The organism is Pseudomonas sessilinigenes, from assembly GCF_003850565.1.
Classification (GTDB): domain Bacteria; phylum Pseudomonadota; class Gammaproteobacteria; order Pseudomonadales; family Pseudomonadaceae; genus Aquipseudomonas; species Aquipseudomonas sessilinigenes.
The window spans coordinates 1,177,267-1,192,202 of sequence record NZ_CP027706.1; the positions used below are offsets into that span (position 1 = coordinate 1,177,267).

A 14,936-nucleotide genomic window follows, 5' to 3' on the forward strand; every position below is an offset into this window, starting at 1 on the left:
GTAACCTGTACACCTTCCTGACAGCGACTTCTTGGCCCCCATGCTCTATCTGATCGCCTATATCAGCAGTGTCGTGCTGATCAACTACGCCTTTTCCACCGCCCCGCACCTGGACATCATTTGGTCGGCCTGGGGTGGACTGGTGTTCGTCCTGCGCGACATGGTGCAGACCCGCTTCGGCCACGGCGCCATCATCGCCATGCTGGCGGCCCTGGTGTTGTCCTATGTGACTTCCGACCCCGCCATCGCCCTGGCCAGCGCCACGGCATTCGCGGTCTCCGAATGCATCGACTGGCTGGTGTTCAGCATCACCAAGCGTCCCCTGCACGATCGGCTGTGGATCAGCTCGGCGCTGAGCATCCCCCTGGATACCTTCATTTTCTTCGGTTTGATCGATGCCCTGACTCCTGGGGTGATCCTCACTGCCCTGGCCTCGAAGTTCGCCGGGGTCACGGTGGTGTGGCTGGCCATGGCCTGGCGTTTGCGCAAAGCGGCGTGCGCCGGCTGAGCCAAAGGCCACGGTTCATGTAAAATGCCGCGCTTTCCCGGGTTGCCAGCCTGGCGCTCGGCCTTCGATGATCCGCTTCCTTGAGGACCTTCAGATGACTCGTATCGGAACTCCATTGTCGCCAACCGCGACCCGCGTCTTGCTTTGTGGCTGTGGTGAGTTGGGCAAGGAGGTGGTGATCGAGCTGCAGCGCCTGGGCGTCGAAGTGATTGCCGTGGACCGCTACGCCAATGCCCCGGCGATGCAGGTGGCCCATCGCAGCCACGTGATCAACATGCTCGACGGCGCAGCCCTGCGTGCCGTGATCGAGGCGGAAAAGCCGCACTTCATCGTGCCGGAAATCGAAGCCATCGCCACGGCGACCCTGGTGGAGCTGGAAGCCGAAGGCTTCACCGTGATTCCGACCGCCCGGGCCACCCAGCTGACCATGAACCGCGAAGGCATCCGGCGCCTGGCCGCTGAAGAGCTGGACCTGCCGACCTCGCCATACCACTTCGCCGATACCTTCGAGGACTACAGCAAGGCCGTGCAGGACCTGGGTTTCCCGTGCGTGGTCAAGCCGGTAATGAGCTCCTCGGGCAAGGGCCAGAGCCTGCTGCGCAGCGCCGATGATGTGCAGAAGGCCTGGGACTATGCCCAGGAAGGCGGTCGGGCCGGCAAGGGCCGGGTGATCATCGAGGGCTTCATCGACTTCGACTACGAAATCACCCTGCTGACCGTACGTCATGTGGGCGGCACCACGTTCTGCGCGCCCGTGGGCCATCGCCAGGAGAAGGGCGATTACCAGGAGTCCTGGCAGCCCCAGGCCATGAGCCCGAAGGCCCTGGCCGAGTCCGAGCGGGTTGCCAAGGCCGTGACCGAGGCCCTGGGTGGGCGCGGGTTGTTCGGTGTGGAGCTGTTCATCAAGGGCGACCAGGTGTGGTTCAGCGAAGTGTCGCCACGGCCCCATGACACTGGCCTGGTGACCCTGATCTCCCAGGACCTGTCGCAGTTCGCCCTGCACGCACGGGCCATCCTCGGCCTGCCGATCCCGCTGATTCGTCAGTTCGGCCCCTCGGCCTCGGCGGTGATCCTGGTGGAGGGCAAGTCCACCCAAACCGCATTCGCCAACCTGGGCGTTGCCCTGAGCGAGCCGGATACCGCGCTGCGCCTGTTCGGCAAGCCGGAAGTCAACGGTCAGCGGCGCATGGGCGTGGCCCTGGCTCGTGATGAGTCCATCGAAGCTGCCCGCGCCAAGGCAACCCGCGCCTCCCAGGCAGTCGTTGTAGAACTGTAAAAACATCCGCGGGCAAGCCTCGCTCCTGCCAGGTTGCGCCGACCTGCAGGAGCGAGCGGTGATCCGACTTGCCCGCGATGATGTCCCGTCAGCCGACCTGATTCAGGTCGTTGTTACGGGTTTCCTTCAGGCACAACACCGCGATCAGGCTCAGGATCGCCGCCCCCGAGACATATCCCCCGACCCAGCTCAAGCCGCCCATCGCCACCAGTTTCTGGGCGAAGAACGGAGCGGCCGAGGCGCCGACGATTCCTCCCAGGTTGTAAGCCGCCGAAGCGCCGGTGTAGCGCACATGGGTGGGGAACAGTTCCGGCAGCAGGGCGCCCATCGGCGCGAAGGTCACCCCCATCAGGAACAGCTCGATGCACAGGAACAGCGCCACCCCGGCGGTGGAGCCCTGGGTCAGCAGCGGTTCCATGGCGAAGCCCGAGAGGATCGCCAGGATGCCGCCGACGACCAGCACGGGCTTGCGCCCGAAGCGATCGCTGGCCCAGGCCGCCAGGGGCGTAGCGGCAGCCATGAACAGTACGGCGAAGCACAGCAGGCCGAGGAAGGTTTCCCGGCTGTAGCCCAGGGTCGATACGCCGTAGCTCAGGGAAAACACTGTGGAGATATAGAACAGCGCGTAGCACACCACCATGGCGGCGGCGCCCAGCAGCACCGGCAGCCAGTATTGGCTGAAGAGCTCGATCAGTGGCAGCTTCACCCGCTCCTGGCGGGCCACGGCGTTGGCGAAGACCGGGGTTTCATGCAGCTTGAGGCGCACATAGAGCCCGACCATCACCAGCGCCGCGCTGAGCAGGAACGGAATGCGCCAGCCCCAGGCCCGGAACTGCTGGTCGTCCAGGCCCATGGCCAGGCCCAGGAACAACCCGTTGGCGGCCAGGAAACCAATGGACGGCCCCAGTTGCGGGAACATGCCGAACCAGGCGCGCTTGCCAGGTGGGGCGTTTTCGGTAGCCAGCAGCGCCGCGCCGCCCCATTCGCCACCCAAGCCCAGGCCCTGGCCGAAGCGCAGCAGGCACAGCAGGATCGGGGCCCAGGCGCCGATGCTGTCGTAGCCCGGCAGCACGCCGATCAGGGTGGTGCAGATGCCCATCAGCAGCAGCGAGGCCACCAGGGTCGACTTGCGGCCGATCCGGTCGCCGAAGTGGCCGAACAGTGCCGAGCCCAGGGGGCGGGCCAGGAAGGCGATACCGAAGGTGAGGAATGCCGAGAGCATCTGGGCGGTACCGGAGCTCTGGGGAAAGAACACCGGGCCAATCACCAGCGCGGCGGCGGTGGCGTAGACATAGAAGTCGTAGAACTCGATGGCGGTGCCGATGAAGCTGGCCGTGGCCACCCGGCTGGCGGAGTTGCCGGGATGGTCGGTCGCGCCGGTGCTGTAGGTCGTGCTGGTCGTCATGCGGATATCCCTGACAGTCATTGCTCCAGTGGAGCGAATTATTATGGTCGAGCACCCAGGGATGTGGGTTTGGTGCGGGCGTGCTCGGGATGGGAGCGACGTCGAACGGTATGCGGGTATGTGCAGGATCTCGCAGGGTGCGGGTAGCACGCGGGGCTGCGGGGCTTGGGTAAGCGTTGCGATTATAGAAAGGCTGCTAACGATCCAACAAGGACTTGTCGCGGGTGTTTCCGGCTGGATAGGCCTGCCCTGAAGGCGGGCTCGGTGGCGCTTGGTGCAGTGGTCAGCGGATGGAGGGAACGCTGCTGGTGTGCCAGATCAGTACCCGGCTGACACGGTTTTCCTCGGTCTCGAGGATTTCCAGGCGGTAGCGGCCGATCTTCAGGCACACGGCGCTGTCGGGAATGGTTTCCAGGGCTTCGGTGACCAGGCCGTTGAGGGTCTTGGGGCCATCGCTGGGCAGGTGCCAGCCCAGGCTCTTGTTCAGCTCACGGATCGAGGCGGCGCCCTCCACCACATAGCGGCCATCGGCCTGGGGGTGGATGTGCGGGTTGTCGAGGCTGTGCTCGCTTTCGAATTCGCCGACGATCTCTTCCAGGATGTCTTCCAGGGTCACGATGCCCTGCACTTCGCCGTATTCGTCCACCACCATGCCCAGGCGTCGCTGCTGCTTGTGGAAGTTGAGCAGCTGCAATTGCAGCGGGGTGCTTTCGGGAACGAAATAGGGTTCGTGGCAGGCCGCCAGCAGCGCTTCCTTGGTCAGGCTGGCGTCGGGCAGCAAGTGGCGGATCTGGCGGGTATTGAGCACCGCCTCGACCTGGTTGATATCGCTGTGGAACACCGGCAGGCGGGTACGCCGGTTCAGGCGCAGCTGGGTGATGATCTGCTCGATCGGCTCGTCCAGGTTGATGCCGTCGACTTCGCTGCGGGGCACCAGGATGTCGTTGACGGTGATGTTGTCCAAGGCGTGGATGCCGGGCAGTGCGTGCTGTTCCTGGGGAGCCGGCTCGTCGTCCAGCAGGGCGGGGTCGTCATCGCTGTGCTTGACCACACTGGCCTTGCTGGCGAAGGGACGCAGCAGCAGTTGGCCAATGGCGTCGAGCAGCCAGGCCAGGGGGTAGACGAACTTCATGGGGATGGCGAGCAGGCCGTTGCCGAAGCTCAGGGTGCCCTCCGGATAGCGCACGGCCACGGCTCGCGGCAGGTACTCGGCCAATACCAGCAGGCCGCAGGTGCTGGCCAGGCAGGCTAGCCACGGGCCGTTCTCTGTCCAGTAAAACAGGGCCAGCAAGGTACTGATGATGACCGCCAGCACCCGGCACAGGGTGTTGCACAGGATCAGGCTTTCCTTGGGGAAGGCCAGTCGGGCTGCTGCTTTGTCACCCGAGCGCGAGCTGCTGCGCAGGGCCAGCAGGTGCAGCTGGGCGGCATCGATGGCGGTGAACAGTCCCGACCAGACGATCAGCAGGGCGATTACTGCGAGCATCGGGCCGGTGGGCAGGGAGTCGGTCATGGCCGGTGGTCAGATATGCAGGATGTATTCGCGGACCAGCTTGCTGCCGAAGTACGCCAGCATCAGCAGGCAGAAGCCGGCCAGGGTCCAGCGGATCGCCTTGTGCCCGCGCCAGCCCAGGCGGGTGCGACCCCAGAGCAATACGCTGAACACCACCCAGGCCAGGCAGGCGAGCAAGGTCTTGTGGACCAGGTGCTGGGCGAACAGGTTTTCGACGAACAGCCAGCCGGATATCAGTGATAGCGACAGCAGGGTCCACCCGGCCCAGAGGAAACCGAACAGCAGGCTCTCCATGGTCTGCAGGGGAGGGAAATTCTTGATCAGCCCGGAAGGGTGCTTGTTCTTCAGTTGATGGTCCTGTACCAGCAGGAGCAAGGCCTGGAACACCGCGATGGTGAACATGCCGTAGGCCAGAATCGAGAGCAGGATATGGGCCAGGATGCCCGGTTCTTCGTCGATCACCGGTACTGTGCCGGTCGGTACGAACTGCGCCAGCAGGGCTGTCAGGGCGCCCAGGGGGAACAGCAGTACCAGCAGGTTCTCCACGGGAATCCGCCAGCAGGCCAGCAAGGTCAGGGCAATGACGGCAGCGGCGATCAGGCTGGCAGCGCTGAAGAAGTCCAGGCCCAGGCCGACCGGGGTCAGCAAGTGGGTCAGCAGGCTGACGCCATGGGCCACCAGGGCCAGGACGCCAAGCGTAACCAGCAGGCGCTTGTTCGCCTTGGCGCCTGTGGCCAGGCGGGAGCCTTGATAGAGGGTCGCAGCGGCATAAAGGATGGCGGCGGCGAGGGTGGGTAGCAAGCTGGGTGACAAGGGGAGCATAAATCCTGTTAGGCAAGCCCGAAAGTCGTTGAGTTTGGCATAGAACCCAGAGCCCTGAAAGACCACGCGAGCAGACGGCGAGGTGTGCGCCACGCACAGTCTTCGCTATAATCCGCGACCTGCCCACGCCGCGGGCTCATCGAGCACCTGTTTATCACGCTCTGGGCCGCCATTACCCCGGTCTACCCTGGGCCTGAAAGGATCGAGCATGTTTGAAAACCTAACCGAACGTCTCTCGCAGACGCTGCGCCATGTCACCGGCAAGGCCAAGCTGACCGAGGACAACATCAAAGACACCCTGCGCGAAGTGCGCATGGCGTTGCTCGAGGCCGACGTCGCCCTGCCGGTGGTCAAGGATTTCGTCAGCTCGGTGAAGGAGCGTGCGGTCGGCACTGAAGTGTCGCGCAGCCTGACCCCGGGCCAGGCCTTCGTGAAGATCGTCCAGGCCGAGCTGGAAAGCCTGATGGGCGCAGCCAACGAAGACCTGAACCTCAGCGCGGTGCCTCCAGCGGTGGTGCTGATGGCCGGTCTGCAGGGTGCGGGTAAGACCACGACTGCCGGCAAGCTGGCGCGCTTCCTTAAAGAGCGCAAGAAAAAGAGCGTGATGGTGGTGTCCGCGGACATCTACCGTCCTGCGGCGATCAAGCAGCTGGAAACCCTGGCCAACGATATCGGCGTGACCTTCTTTCCGTCGGACCTGAGTCAGAAGCCGGTCGCTATCGCTGAAGCAGCTATAAAGGAAGCCAAGCTCAAGTTCATCGACGTGGTGATCGTCGATACCGCCGGTCGCCTGCACGTCGACAGCGAGATGATGGACGAGATCCAGGCGCTGCACGCGGCCATCAAGCCGGTGGAAACCCTGTTCGTGGTCGACGCGATGACCGGCCAGGACGCGGCCAATACCGCCAAGGCCTTTGGCGATGCGCTGCCGCTGACCGGCGTGATCCTGACCAAGGTCGACGGTGATGCCCGGGGCGGTGCCGCACTGTCGGTGCGGGCCATTACTGGCAAGCCGATCAAGTTCATCGGCATGGGCGAGAAGACCGAGGCCCTGGATCCTTTCCACCCTGAGCGTGTCGCCTCGCGGATCCTGGGCATGGGCGACGTGCTCAGCCTGATCGAGCAGGCCGAGCAGACCCTCGATAAGGAAAAGGCCGACAAGCTGGCCAAGAAGCTGAAGAAGGGCAAGGGCTTCGACCTCGAGGACTTCCGCGACCAGCTGCAACAGATGAAGAACATGGGCGGTCTGGGTGGCCTGATGGACAAGCTGCCGAATATCGGTGGGGTCAACCTGTCCCAGATGGGTAACGCCCAGAACGCTGCGGAAAAGCAGTTCAAGCAGATGGAAGCCATCATCAATTCCATGACTCCGGCCGAGCGTCGCGATCCCGAGATGATCAGCGGTTCGCGCAAGCGCCGGATCGCCATGGGCTCCGGTACCCAGGTGCAGGACATCGGCCGCTTGATCAAGCAGCACAAGCAGATGCAGAAGATGATGAAGAAGTTCTCCGCCAAGGGCGGGATGGCCAAGATGATGCGCGGCATGGGCGGTATGTTGCCCGGCGGCGGTATGCCGAAGATCTGAGAATCCGCGCCGGCCATCATGCCGGCGCTCTTTTCCACGGGGACGTGGAAGCGGGCAGGCCTCCGATAGAAGCCTGTCCTTCCTGCTGCCGCTTGCGGCAGCTCCATGGCGAATCTGGATGGCAGCCGACGGGCGCCGGAAAAAGTCATTTGCAAAAGTCCGGATATTCCTTAGAATATGCGGCCTTTCGGGCACCCATGCCCGCTGTGCATTTAGATTTGCAGCACCGACTACAGGAACGATGTTCACATGCTAACAATCCGTCTTGCCCTTGGCGGCTCCAAAAAGCGCCCGTTTTACCACCTGACTGTGACCGACAGCCGTAACCCACGCGACGGTTCGCACAAAGAACAAGTTGGCTTCTTCAACCCGATCGCTCGTGGTCAAGAAGTTCGCCTGTCCGTGAACCAAGAGCGCGTAGCCTACTGGCTGAGCGTTGGTGCACAGCCATCTGAGCGTGTTGCTCAGCTGCTGAAGGAATCGGCTAAGGCTGCAGCCTGAACCTATGAACGCGACGCCAGCCCCTGCTGATGATTTGATCGTTGTCGGCAAAATTTATTCTGTTCATGGCGTTCGCGGCGAAGTGAAGGTCTTTTCCTTTACTGATCCGATTAAAAACCTGTTGCAGTACAAGGCCTGGACGCTCAAGCGCGAAGGCAGTGTGAAGCAGGTTGAGCTGGTCAGCGGACGAGGGAACGATAAGTTCCTGGTCGCAAAGCTCAAGGGTCTTGATGATCGCGAAGAAGCACGTCTTCTGGCCGGTTACGAGATCTGCGTGCCGCGCAACCAATTCCCCGAACTGACCGACGGCGAGTACTACTGGTACCAGCTGCAAGGTCTCAAGGTCATCGACACCCTCGGGCAATTGCTCGGGCAGATCGATCACCTGCTGGAGACCGGCTCGAACGATGTAATGGTGGTCAAGCCTTGCGCTGGCAGCCTGGATGATCGCGAACGCCTGTTGCCCTATACCGAGCAATGCGTGTTGGCTGTCGACTTGGTCGCGGGCGAGATGAAGGTGGATTGGGACGCGGATTTCTAAGCGTGGCTAACTTGCGCGTAGAAGTGATCAGTCTGTTTCCCGAGATGTTTTCCGCCATCAGCGAATACGGCATAACCAGCCGCGCGGTGAAACAAGGGCTGTTGCAGCTCACCTGTTGGAATCCGCGAGACTACACCACGGATCGACATCACACTGTGGACGATCGCCCATTTGGCGGTGGACCGGGCATGGTGATGAAGATCAAGCCCCTGGAGGATGCACTGGTTCAGGCCAGGAGCGCAGCCGGGGAGGGCGCGAAGGTGATTTACCTGTCGCCCCAAGGCCGTCAACTGAATCAGTCGGCGGTACGCGAGTTGGCGAATGAGGATGCATTGATCCTGATTGCTGGTCGTTATGAAGGCATCGACGAACGCTTTATAGAAGCCCATGTCGATGAAGAGTGGTCGATTGGTGACTATGTACTGTCTGGGGGCGAGCTTCCGGCAATGGTCCTGATCGATGCGGTTACACGGCTGCTGCCCGGAGCTTTAGGGCATGTGGACTCCGCGGAGGAAGACTCCTTCACGGATGGTCTGCTGGATTGCCCGCACTACACCCGACCTGAGGTGTATGCGGATCAGCGTGTTCCCGACGTGTTGCTAAGTGGCAATCATGCACATATCCGGCGTTGGCGTTTGCAGCAGTCCCTTGGTAGGACCTACGAACGACGCGCTGATCTTCTGGAAAGACGCTCGCTTTCTGGAGAAGAGAAGAAGCTGCTCGAGGAATATCTCCGCGAGCGGGACGATAGTTAACAACGTATCGATGGTAGATCCGACGATTTACCTTAGGAGCACAGCATGACCAACAAAATCATCCTTGCACTCGAAGCAGAGCAGATGACCAAAGAGATCCCAGCCTTTGCCCCGGGCGACACCATTGTCGTTCAGGTGAAAGTGAAGGAAGGTGATCGTTCCCGTCTGCAGGCGTTCGAAGGCGTAGTTATCGCCAAGCGCAACCGCGGTGTGAACAGCGCGTTCACCGTACGTAAAATCTCCAACGGCGTTGGCGTAGAGCGTACTTTCCAGACCTACAGCCCGCAGATCGACAGCATGGCTGTCAAGCGTCGCGGTGACGTGCGTAAAGCCAAGCTGTACTACCTGCGCGACCTGTCGGGTAAAGCAGCTCGCATCAAGGAAAAACTGGCCTGAGTCCAGCTTCCGATGCAGAAAAAAGCAGCCTACGGGCTGCTTTTTTGTTGCCCGTCATTTATTTCTCCCCAGTGTTTCAGGCAGTAGATCCATGTCCCCTCGCGAGCAAGAAATCCAACGCCGTACCGAGCTGTCGGTCACCCGCGTGACCAAGGCGGTATTCCCCTCCACCACCAACCATCACAACACCCTGTTCGGCGGCACTGCCCTGGCCTGGATGGATGAGGTTTCGTTTATCGCCGCCACGCGTTTTTGCCGGCTACCGCTGGTAACGGTGTCCACCGACCGCATCGACTTCAATCATCCGATCGCTGCGGGCTCCATCGTCGAGTTGGTTGGGCGGGTGGTGAAGGTGGGCAATACCAGCCTCAAGGTCGAGGTCGAGGTGTTCGTCGAGAGCATGAGTTGCGATGGTCGCGAGAAGGCCATCCATGGCCTGTTCAGCTTTGTTGCCATCGACGATGACAAACGCCCGGTTCCAGTGCTGCCGGGCTTCGCGGCGTAGATCGCTACTGGTTGTCCGGCTGGATCAGCGCGAGCAAGGTCCAGCCTGGTGCTGGCTTGAGGCTGCTTTCGGGTGTCAGTACATGGACCCAGCCCCCGGTATCGCGGGCAAACAGCAAGGTGGCGCGGTCGCCATGCAGCGTTTGGTAGTCCTCCCAGCCGAAGGCTTCCGTCAGGTGGGTGCTATAGAGCTCCGCGCCCTGGCCCAGCAAGCTGGCCAGCTTGGTGTAGGTCAGGGCTTCGCTCCCCAGCAATTGGCCGCGATGTTCATGACTGGCGCGGTGCTTGTCGGAGCGCCGGCTTTCCTGGCTATTGGCCAGGGCATGCAGGCGTTGATGGCCGAAGTCATGGCGAAAACGCATGGCGGCCAGGGTGTTCAGCTCCCCTGATGGCGATAGCGCCAGTAGATGCCCAAGCCCTACCAGGTCCAGATGGGCATCGGCGTGTTGCGAGGCCGGGTTGCCGAAGTAGGTGGGCAGCCCCTCCATGCGTGCCGCGCGGATATTTTCCCAGCTGGAATCCGTCAGCAGTACCCGGCTGCCCAGTTGTTGCAGGGCCTTGGCGATGATTCGTGCCGGGCCATTGGCTCCGACGATCAGGAAGCCACTGGGCGCTGGTTCGGCCACTTTCAGCAGGCGTGCCAGGGGGCGTGCGGTTGCGCTTTGCAGAACCACGGTGCCAATGATCACGGCGAAGGTCAGGGGCACCAGCAGCAGGGCGCCTTGATGCCCGGCCTCATCCAGGCGAATGGCGAAGATCGCCGAGACCGCGGCCGCGACAATGCCCCTTGGGGCGATCCAGGCCAGCAGGGCTCGTTCGCGCCAGTTCAGGTTCGAGCCGGCGGTGGAGAGCATCACGTTCAATGGTCGGGCGATGAACTGGATCACCAGCAACAGGATCAGCACCAGCGGGCCGAGGGCGATCAGTGCCTTGAGGTCCAGGCGGGCCGCCAGCAGGATGAACAGTCCGGAAATCAGCAGCACGCTGAGGTTTTCCTTGAAGTGCAGGATATGCCGGACGTCCACGCCCTTCATGTTGGCCAGCCACATGCCCATCAAGGTTACCGCCAGCAGTCCCGATTCATGCATGACCCGGTTGGAGGCGATGAAAATCCCCAGCACACCCGCCAGGGTCGCCAGGTTGTGCAGGTACTCGGGCAGCCACTGGCGGCGCATGATCTGGCCCAGGACCCAGCCGCCAGCGATACCGAACAGGCTGCCGCACAGGATCACCCCGCCGAAGGTCATCAAGCTGTGGCTCAGGCCTGCGCCCTCGGCACTGGCGATGATGAAGCTATAGACCACCACCGCCAGCAGGGCGCCGATGGGGTCGATGACGATGCCTTCCCAGCGCAGGATATTGGCCACGGAGGCCTTGGGACGTACGACCCGCAGCATGGGGACGATCACCGTCGGCCCGGTAACCAGGGTCAGGGTGCCGAACAGCAGCGCCAGCATCCAGTCGAAACCCAGTAGCCAGTGGGTGGCCAGGGTAATGACCGCCCAGGTAGACAGTGCGCCGAGAGTGACCAGGCGGTGCACTACGCTACCGATCTCGCGCCACTCGGAGAGGTGCAGGGTCAGGCTGCCCTCGAACAGGATCAGTGCCACCGCCAGGGAAACCAGGGGCATCAGCAGCGGGCCGAACATCTCCTGGGGATCGAGCCAGCCCAGCACAGGTCCGGCAAGAATGCCGCTGAGCAACAGGAACAGGATGGCTGGCAACTTCAGTCGCCAGGCCAGCCATTGGCAGCCCAGTGCGGCAGCACCAATGCCGCCAAAGGCCAGCAGAATCTGTTGTTCGTTCATTGATGCACCCTGTTCCTTGAAATGGCTGGCTATGAAAGACTAGCGACCCTCCACGCAGTTCACTATTTTTTTGCGCAGCCTTCCAAGCTGTGCTTTTCGAGTCTTTATGCCGGCCATCGACCATCCCCTTATCGACCGTTTTCTCGATGCCTTGTGGCTGGAGAAGGGCCTTGCTGAAAACACCCGGGATGCCTATCGCAGTGACCTGGCGCTGTTCAACGGCTGGTTGCAGGAGCAGGGGGTGGAGTTGCCGCGCGCCGGTCGCGAACTGATCCTCGATCACCTGGCCTGGCGCGTCGAGCAGGCCTACAAGCCGCGCTCCACCGCCCGCTTCCTCTCTGGGGTACGCGGTTTCTATCGCTACCTGCTGCGCGAGAAACTGATCGACGTCGACCCGACCCTGCAGGTGGATATGCCGCAGCTGGGGCGCCCGCTGCCCAAGTCGCTGTCGGAAGCGGATGTCGAGGCCTTGCTGGCAGCGCCCGACCTGGGCGAAGCCATCGGCCAGCGCGATCGGGCCATGCTGGAAGTGCTCTACGCCTGTGGCCTGCGGGTTACCGAGCTGGTCAGCCTGACCCTGGAACAGGTCAATCTGCGCCAGGGCGTGCTGCGGGTCATGGGCAAGGGCAGCAAGGAGCGCCTGGTGCCCATGGGCGAGGAAGCCATTACCTGGGTCGAGCGTTATCTGCGCGGGGCTCGTTCCGAGCTGCTGGGTGGGCGTCCCAGCGACGTGCTGTTTCCCAGCCTGCGGGGCGAGCAGATGACCCGGCAGACCTTCTGGCACCGGATCAAGCACCAGGCCAAGGTCGCCGGCATCGGCAAGACCCTGTCGCCGCACACCTTGCGTCATGCCTTTGCCACCCATCTGCTCAATCATGGTGCAGACCTGCGGGTGGTGCAGATGCTACTGGGCCATAGTGACCTGTCCACGACCCAGATCTATACCCATGTGGCCCGTGCGCGCCTGCAGGACTTGCACGCCAAGCACCATCCACGGGGCTGATCGGGGCTTGCTTGCTTTGCATCGCCCGTAGTCGGTGCAGGCAAACAGATGTGGTAGGCTTTGCCGGTTCGCCAAACGGGCGCTGGCGAGTCGTTGCTGCAGCGACCGCTCCCATTGCCCATTTGCCCGCCTTCAGGAGTTCCCATGCGCTTGACCCAGATTTTTGCCGCCGCTTCCCTGGCGTTGCTCAGCACTTTCGCCATGGCCGATGACAGTGCCGAGAAAGCCATTCGCAAGAGCCTCGAGACCCTGCAGCTCGAGGTCCCGGTGGAGAGCATCACCGCCAGTCCTCTTTCCGGGCTGTATGAAGTCAAGCTCAAGGGCAGCCGGGTACTGTACGCCAGCGCCGACGGCCAGTTCGTGGTCCAGGGCTATCTGTTCCAGCTCAAGGACGGCAAGCCGGTCAACCTCACGGAAAAAACCGAGCGCCTGGGTATTTCCAAGTTGATCAATGGCATTCCAGTCGCTGAAACTGTGGTCTATCCGGCCGTTGGCGAGACCAAGACCCATATCACCGTATTCACCGACACCACCTGCCCGTACTGCCACAAGCTGCACGCCGAGATCCCGGCGTTGAACAAGCTGGGCGTCGAGGTGCGCTATGTCGCATTCCCGCGTCAGGGCCTGGGCTCGCCGGGCGACGAGCAGTTGCAGGCAGTATGGTGTTCGGCGGACAAGAAAGCCGCCATGGACAAGATGGTCGATGGCAAGGAAATCAAGGCCGCCAAGTGCGCCAACCCGGTTTCCAAGCAATTCGCCCTGGGCCAGTCGATCGGTGTCAATGGCACGCCAGCCATCGTCCTGGCCGACGGTCAGGTAATTCCGGGCTATCAGCCTGCACCGCAGATCGCCAAACTGGCACTGGGTGCGAAATAATCCTGCATCGTCACGCTAGCCTTTGACGATCATGGCCCGTCGGTTGCAGCCGGCGGGTCATTAATAGAGAGCCGCGCTGTTTGCGGCTGATTTCCACGGCCGGCCTAGAGTCGGCCGTTTTATGGGGAGTTCAGAGTGAATCCGGTCAAAGTAGGCATCTGTGGGCTGGGTACTGTCGGTGGCGGTACCCTAAACGTACTTCAGCGCAACGCCGAGGAGATTGCCCGTCGTGCCGGGCGTGGAATCGAAGTAGCGCAGATTGCTACCCGTACGCCAAAGCCTCAGTTCCAGACGACCGGTATTGCGATTACCAACGATGTCTTCGCCGTGGCCACCAACCCTGAGATCGATATCGTCATCGAGCTGGTGGGTGGCTACACCGTGGCTCGCGAGCTGGTGCTCAAGGCCATCGAGAACGGCAAGCATGTGGTCACCGCGAACAAGGCGCTGATCGCCGTGCACGGTAACGAAATCTTCGCCAAGGCCCAGGAGAAGGGCGTGATCGTCGCCTTCGAAGCCGCGGTGGCCGGTGGCATCCCGGTGATCAAGGCGATCCGCGAAGGCCTCTCGGCCAACCGCATCAACTGGCTGGCGGGAATCATCAACGGCACCGGCAACTTCATCCTTTCGGAGATGCGCGAAAAGGGCCGGACCTTCGAAGACGTGCTGGCCGAGGCCCAGGCCCTGGGTTATGCCGAGGCCGACCCGACCTTCGACGTGGAAGGTATCGACGCTGCCCACAAGCTGACGATCCTGGCCTCCATTGCCTTCGGTATCCCGTTGCAGTTCGACAAGGCCTACACCGAAGGCATCACCAAGCTGACCACGGCCGATGTGAACTACGCCGAGGCCCTGGGTTATCGCATCAAGCACCTGGGCGTGGCTCGTCGTACCGAATCCGGCATCGAGTTGCGGGTGCATCCGACCCTGATCCCTGCCGATCGCCTGATCGCCAACGTCAACGGCGTGATGAACGCGGTCATGGTCAATGGCGATGCCGCCGGTTCGACCCTGTTCTATGGTGCGGGCGCCGGCATGGAGCCCACCGCTTCCTCGGTGGTGGCCGACCTGGTGGACGTGGTCCGCGCCATGACCAGCGATTCGGAGAACCGCGTGCCGCACCTGGCCTTCCAGCCCGATTCGCTGTCCGACCATCCGATCCTGCCGATCGAGGCCAGCGAGAGCGCCTATTACCTGCGTATCCAGGCCAAGGATCATCCGGGCGTGCTGGCCCAGGTGGCGAGTATTCTTTCCGTACGCGGCATCAACATCGAGTCGATCATGCAGAAGGAAGTGGAAGAGCAGGATGGCCTGGTGCCGATGATCCTGCTGACCCACCGGGTCCTGGAGCGCCATATCAGCGATGCGATCACCGCGCTGGAGGCCCTGCAGGGCGTCGTCGGCCCAGTGGTGCGTATCCGCGTCGAACATCTCAATTAATGC

15 protein-coding genes are annotated in these 14,936 nt (G+C 62.3%); 11 read left to right on the plus strand and 4 right to left on the minus strand.

Annotated features, from left to right (window positions below; genetic code table 11):
• Positions 1–40 precede the first annotated feature (40 nt).
• Entirely contained in the window at positions 41–508 is a 468-nt protein-coding gene (locus C4K39_RS05355) for a VUT family protein (protein ID WP_068583567.1), read from the plus strand.
• Positions 509–602: 94 nt separating this feature from the next.
• Positions 603–1,784: a formate-dependent phosphoribosylglycinamide formyltransferase gene (gene purT, locus C4K39_RS05360; RefSeq protein WP_068583570.1), complete on the plus strand. Its 1,182-nt coding sequence runs from the start codon at positions 603–605 to the stop codon at positions 1,782–1,784.
• Between the two features lie 88 nt (positions 1,785–1,872).
• Here purT and C4K39_RS05365 read toward each other — a convergent pair whose 3' ends face one another.
• From C4K39_RS05365 to C4K39_RS05375, 3 genes are all read right to left on the minus strand, one after another.
• On the minus strand, positions 1,873–3,189 hold the full coding sequence (locus tag C4K39_RS05365) for an MFS transporter (RefSeq protein WP_068583573.1): 1,317 nt from the start codon (positions 3,187–3,189) through the stop codon (positions 1,873–1,875).
• Positions 3,190–3,472: 283 nt separating this feature from the next.
• Complete coding sequence (locus C4K39_RS05370; protein ID WP_124345822.1) at positions 3,473–4,702, minus strand: HlyC/CorC family transporter; 1,230 nt, start codon at positions 4,700–4,702, stop codon at positions 3,473–3,475.
• Positions 4,703–4,711: 9 nt separating this feature from the next.
• Positions 4,712–5,524, minus strand: coding sequence for a cytochrome C assembly family protein (locus C4K39_RS05375; protein ID WP_068583580.1), 813 nt, complete (start codon positions 5,522–5,524; stop codon positions 4,712–4,714).
• A gap of 208 nt (positions 5,525–5,732) precedes the next feature.
• Here C4K39_RS05375 and ffh point away from each other — a divergent pair, with 208 nt between their 5' ends.
• From ffh to C4K39_RS05405, 6 genes are all read left to right on the plus strand, one after another.
• Positions 5,733–7,109 carry a signal recognition particle protein gene (gene ffh / locus C4K39_RS05380; RefSeq protein ID WP_124345823.1) on the plus strand — a complete coding sequence of 459 codons (1,377 nt, stop codon included), beginning with the start codon at positions 5,733–5,735 and terminating at the stop codon, positions 7,107–7,109.
• 249 nt (positions 7,110–7,358) lie between these two features.
• A complete protein-coding gene (gene rpsP, locus C4K39_RS05385) occupies positions 7,359–7,610 on the plus strand; it encodes a 30S ribosomal protein S16 (RefSeq protein WP_007927680.1) in 252 nt (83 codons plus the stop codon).
• Positions 7,611–7,614: 4 nt separating this feature from the next.
• Positions 7,615–8,151, plus strand: a complete 537-nt coding sequence (gene rimM, locus C4K39_RS05390) for a ribosome maturation factor RimM (protein ID WP_124345824.1) — start codon at positions 7,615–7,617, stop codon at positions 8,149–8,151.
• 2 nt (positions 8,152–8,153) lie between these two features.
• Positions 8,154–8,906, plus strand: a complete 753-nt coding sequence (gene trmD, locus C4K39_RS05395; protein WP_068583589.1) for a tRNA (guanosine(37)-N1)-methyltransferase TrmD — start codon at positions 8,154–8,156, stop codon at positions 8,904–8,906.
• Positions 8,907–8,951: 45 nt separating this feature from the next.
• The gene (gene rplS, locus C4K39_RS05400) at positions 8,952–9,302 is read left to right on the plus strand and encodes a 50S ribosomal protein L19 (RefSeq protein ID WP_009047143.1); all 351 of its coding nucleotides are present in this window, start codon (positions 8,952–8,954) and stop codon (positions 9,300–9,302) included.
• A gap of 91 nt (positions 9,303–9,393) precedes the next feature.
• Positions 9,394–9,807 (plus strand): acyl-CoA thioesterase, encoded by a 414-nt coding sequence (locus C4K39_RS05405; protein ID WP_022642499.1) that lies wholly within the window; start codon positions 9,394–9,396, stop codon positions 9,805–9,807.
• Between the two features lie 4 nt (positions 9,808–9,811).
• Here the strand turns inward: C4K39_RS05405 and C4K39_RS05410 are convergent, their stop codons facing one another.
• Entirely contained in the window at positions 9,812–11,614 is a 1,803-nt protein-coding gene (locus C4K39_RS05410; RefSeq protein ID WP_124345825.1) for a cation:proton antiporter, read from the minus strand.
• Between the two features lie 106 nt (positions 11,615–11,720).
• Between C4K39_RS05410 and xerD the strand changes: the two genes are divergently transcribed.
• The 3 genes from xerD (at position 11,721) to C4K39_RS05425 (ending at position 14,933) form a co-directional block, all read left to right on the plus strand.
• Positions 11,721–12,617 carry a site-specific tyrosine recombinase XerD gene (gene xerD / locus C4K39_RS05415; protein ID WP_068583594.1) on the plus strand — a complete coding sequence of 299 codons (897 nt, stop codon included), beginning with the start codon at positions 11,721–11,723 and terminating at the stop codon, positions 12,615–12,617.
• A 144-nt stretch (positions 12,618–12,761) separates the two neighbouring features.
• Positions 12,762–13,493: a thioredoxin fold domain-containing protein gene (locus C4K39_RS05420; protein WP_068583598.1), complete on the plus strand. Its 732-nt coding sequence runs from the start codon at positions 12,762–12,764 to the stop codon at positions 13,491–13,493.
• A gap of 135 nt (positions 13,494–13,628) precedes the next feature.
• On the plus strand, positions 13,629–14,933 hold the full coding sequence (locus tag C4K39_RS05425) for a homoserine dehydrogenase (protein ID WP_068583601.1): 1,305 nt from the start codon (positions 13,629–13,631) through the stop codon (positions 14,931–14,933).
• The last annotated feature ends 3 nt before the right edge of the window (positions 14,934–14,936 follow it).

What these genes read in the sequence shown, in the direction of transcription:
- C4K39_RS05410 (WP_124345825.1), bottom strand. Translation starts at nt 11,614, where the DNA reads ATGAACGAACAACAGATTCTGCTGGCCTTTGGCGGCATTGGTGCTGCC.
- C4K39_RS05420 (WP_068583598.1), top strand. Translation starts at nt 12,762, where the DNA reads ATGCGCTTGACCCAGATTTTTGCCGCCGCTTCCCTGGCGTTGCTCAGC.
- C4K39_RS05405 (WP_022642499.1), top strand. Translation starts at nt 9,394, where the DNA reads ATGTCCCCTCGCGAGCAAGAAATCCAACGCCGTACCGAGCTGTCGGTC.
- xerD (WP_068583594.1), top strand. Translation starts at nt 11,721, where the DNA reads ATGCCGGCCATCGACCATCCCCTTATCGACCGTTTTCTCGATGCCTTG.
- ffh (WP_124345823.1), top strand. Translation starts at nt 5,733, where the DNA reads ATGTTTGAAAACCTAACCGAACGTCTCTCGCAGACGCTGCGCCATGTC.
- C4K39_RS05375 (WP_068583580.1), bottom strand. Translation starts at nt 5,524, where the DNA reads ATGCTCCCCTTGTCACCCAGCTTGCTACCCACCCTCGCCGCCGCCATC.
- C4K39_RS05370 (WP_124345822.1), bottom strand. Translation starts at nt 4,702, where the DNA reads ATGACCGACTCCCTGCCCACCGGCCCGATGCTCGCAGTAATCGCCCTG.
- C4K39_RS05355 (WP_068583567.1), top strand. Translation starts at nt 41, where the DNA reads ATGCTCTATCTGATCGCCTATATCAGCAGTGTCGTGCTGATCAACTAC.
- purT (WP_068583570.1), top strand. Translation starts at nt 603, where the DNA reads ATGACTCGTATCGGAACTCCATTGTCGCCAACCGCGACCCGCGTCTTG.
- rimM (WP_124345824.1), top strand. Translation starts at nt 7,615, where the DNA reads ATGAACGCGACGCCAGCCCCTGCTGATGATTTGATCGTTGTCGGCAAA.
- rplS (WP_009047143.1), top strand. Translation starts at nt 8,952, where the DNA reads ATGACCAACAAAATCATCCTTGCACTCGAAGCAGAGCAGATGACCAAA.
- rpsP (WP_007927680.1), top strand. Translation starts at nt 7,359, where the DNA reads ATGCTAACAATCCGTCTTGCCCTTGGCGGCTCCAAAAAGCGCCCGTTT.
- C4K39_RS05365 (WP_068583573.1), bottom strand. Translation starts at nt 3,189, where the DNA reads ATGACGACCAGCACGACCTACAGCACCGGCGCGACCGACCATCCCGGC.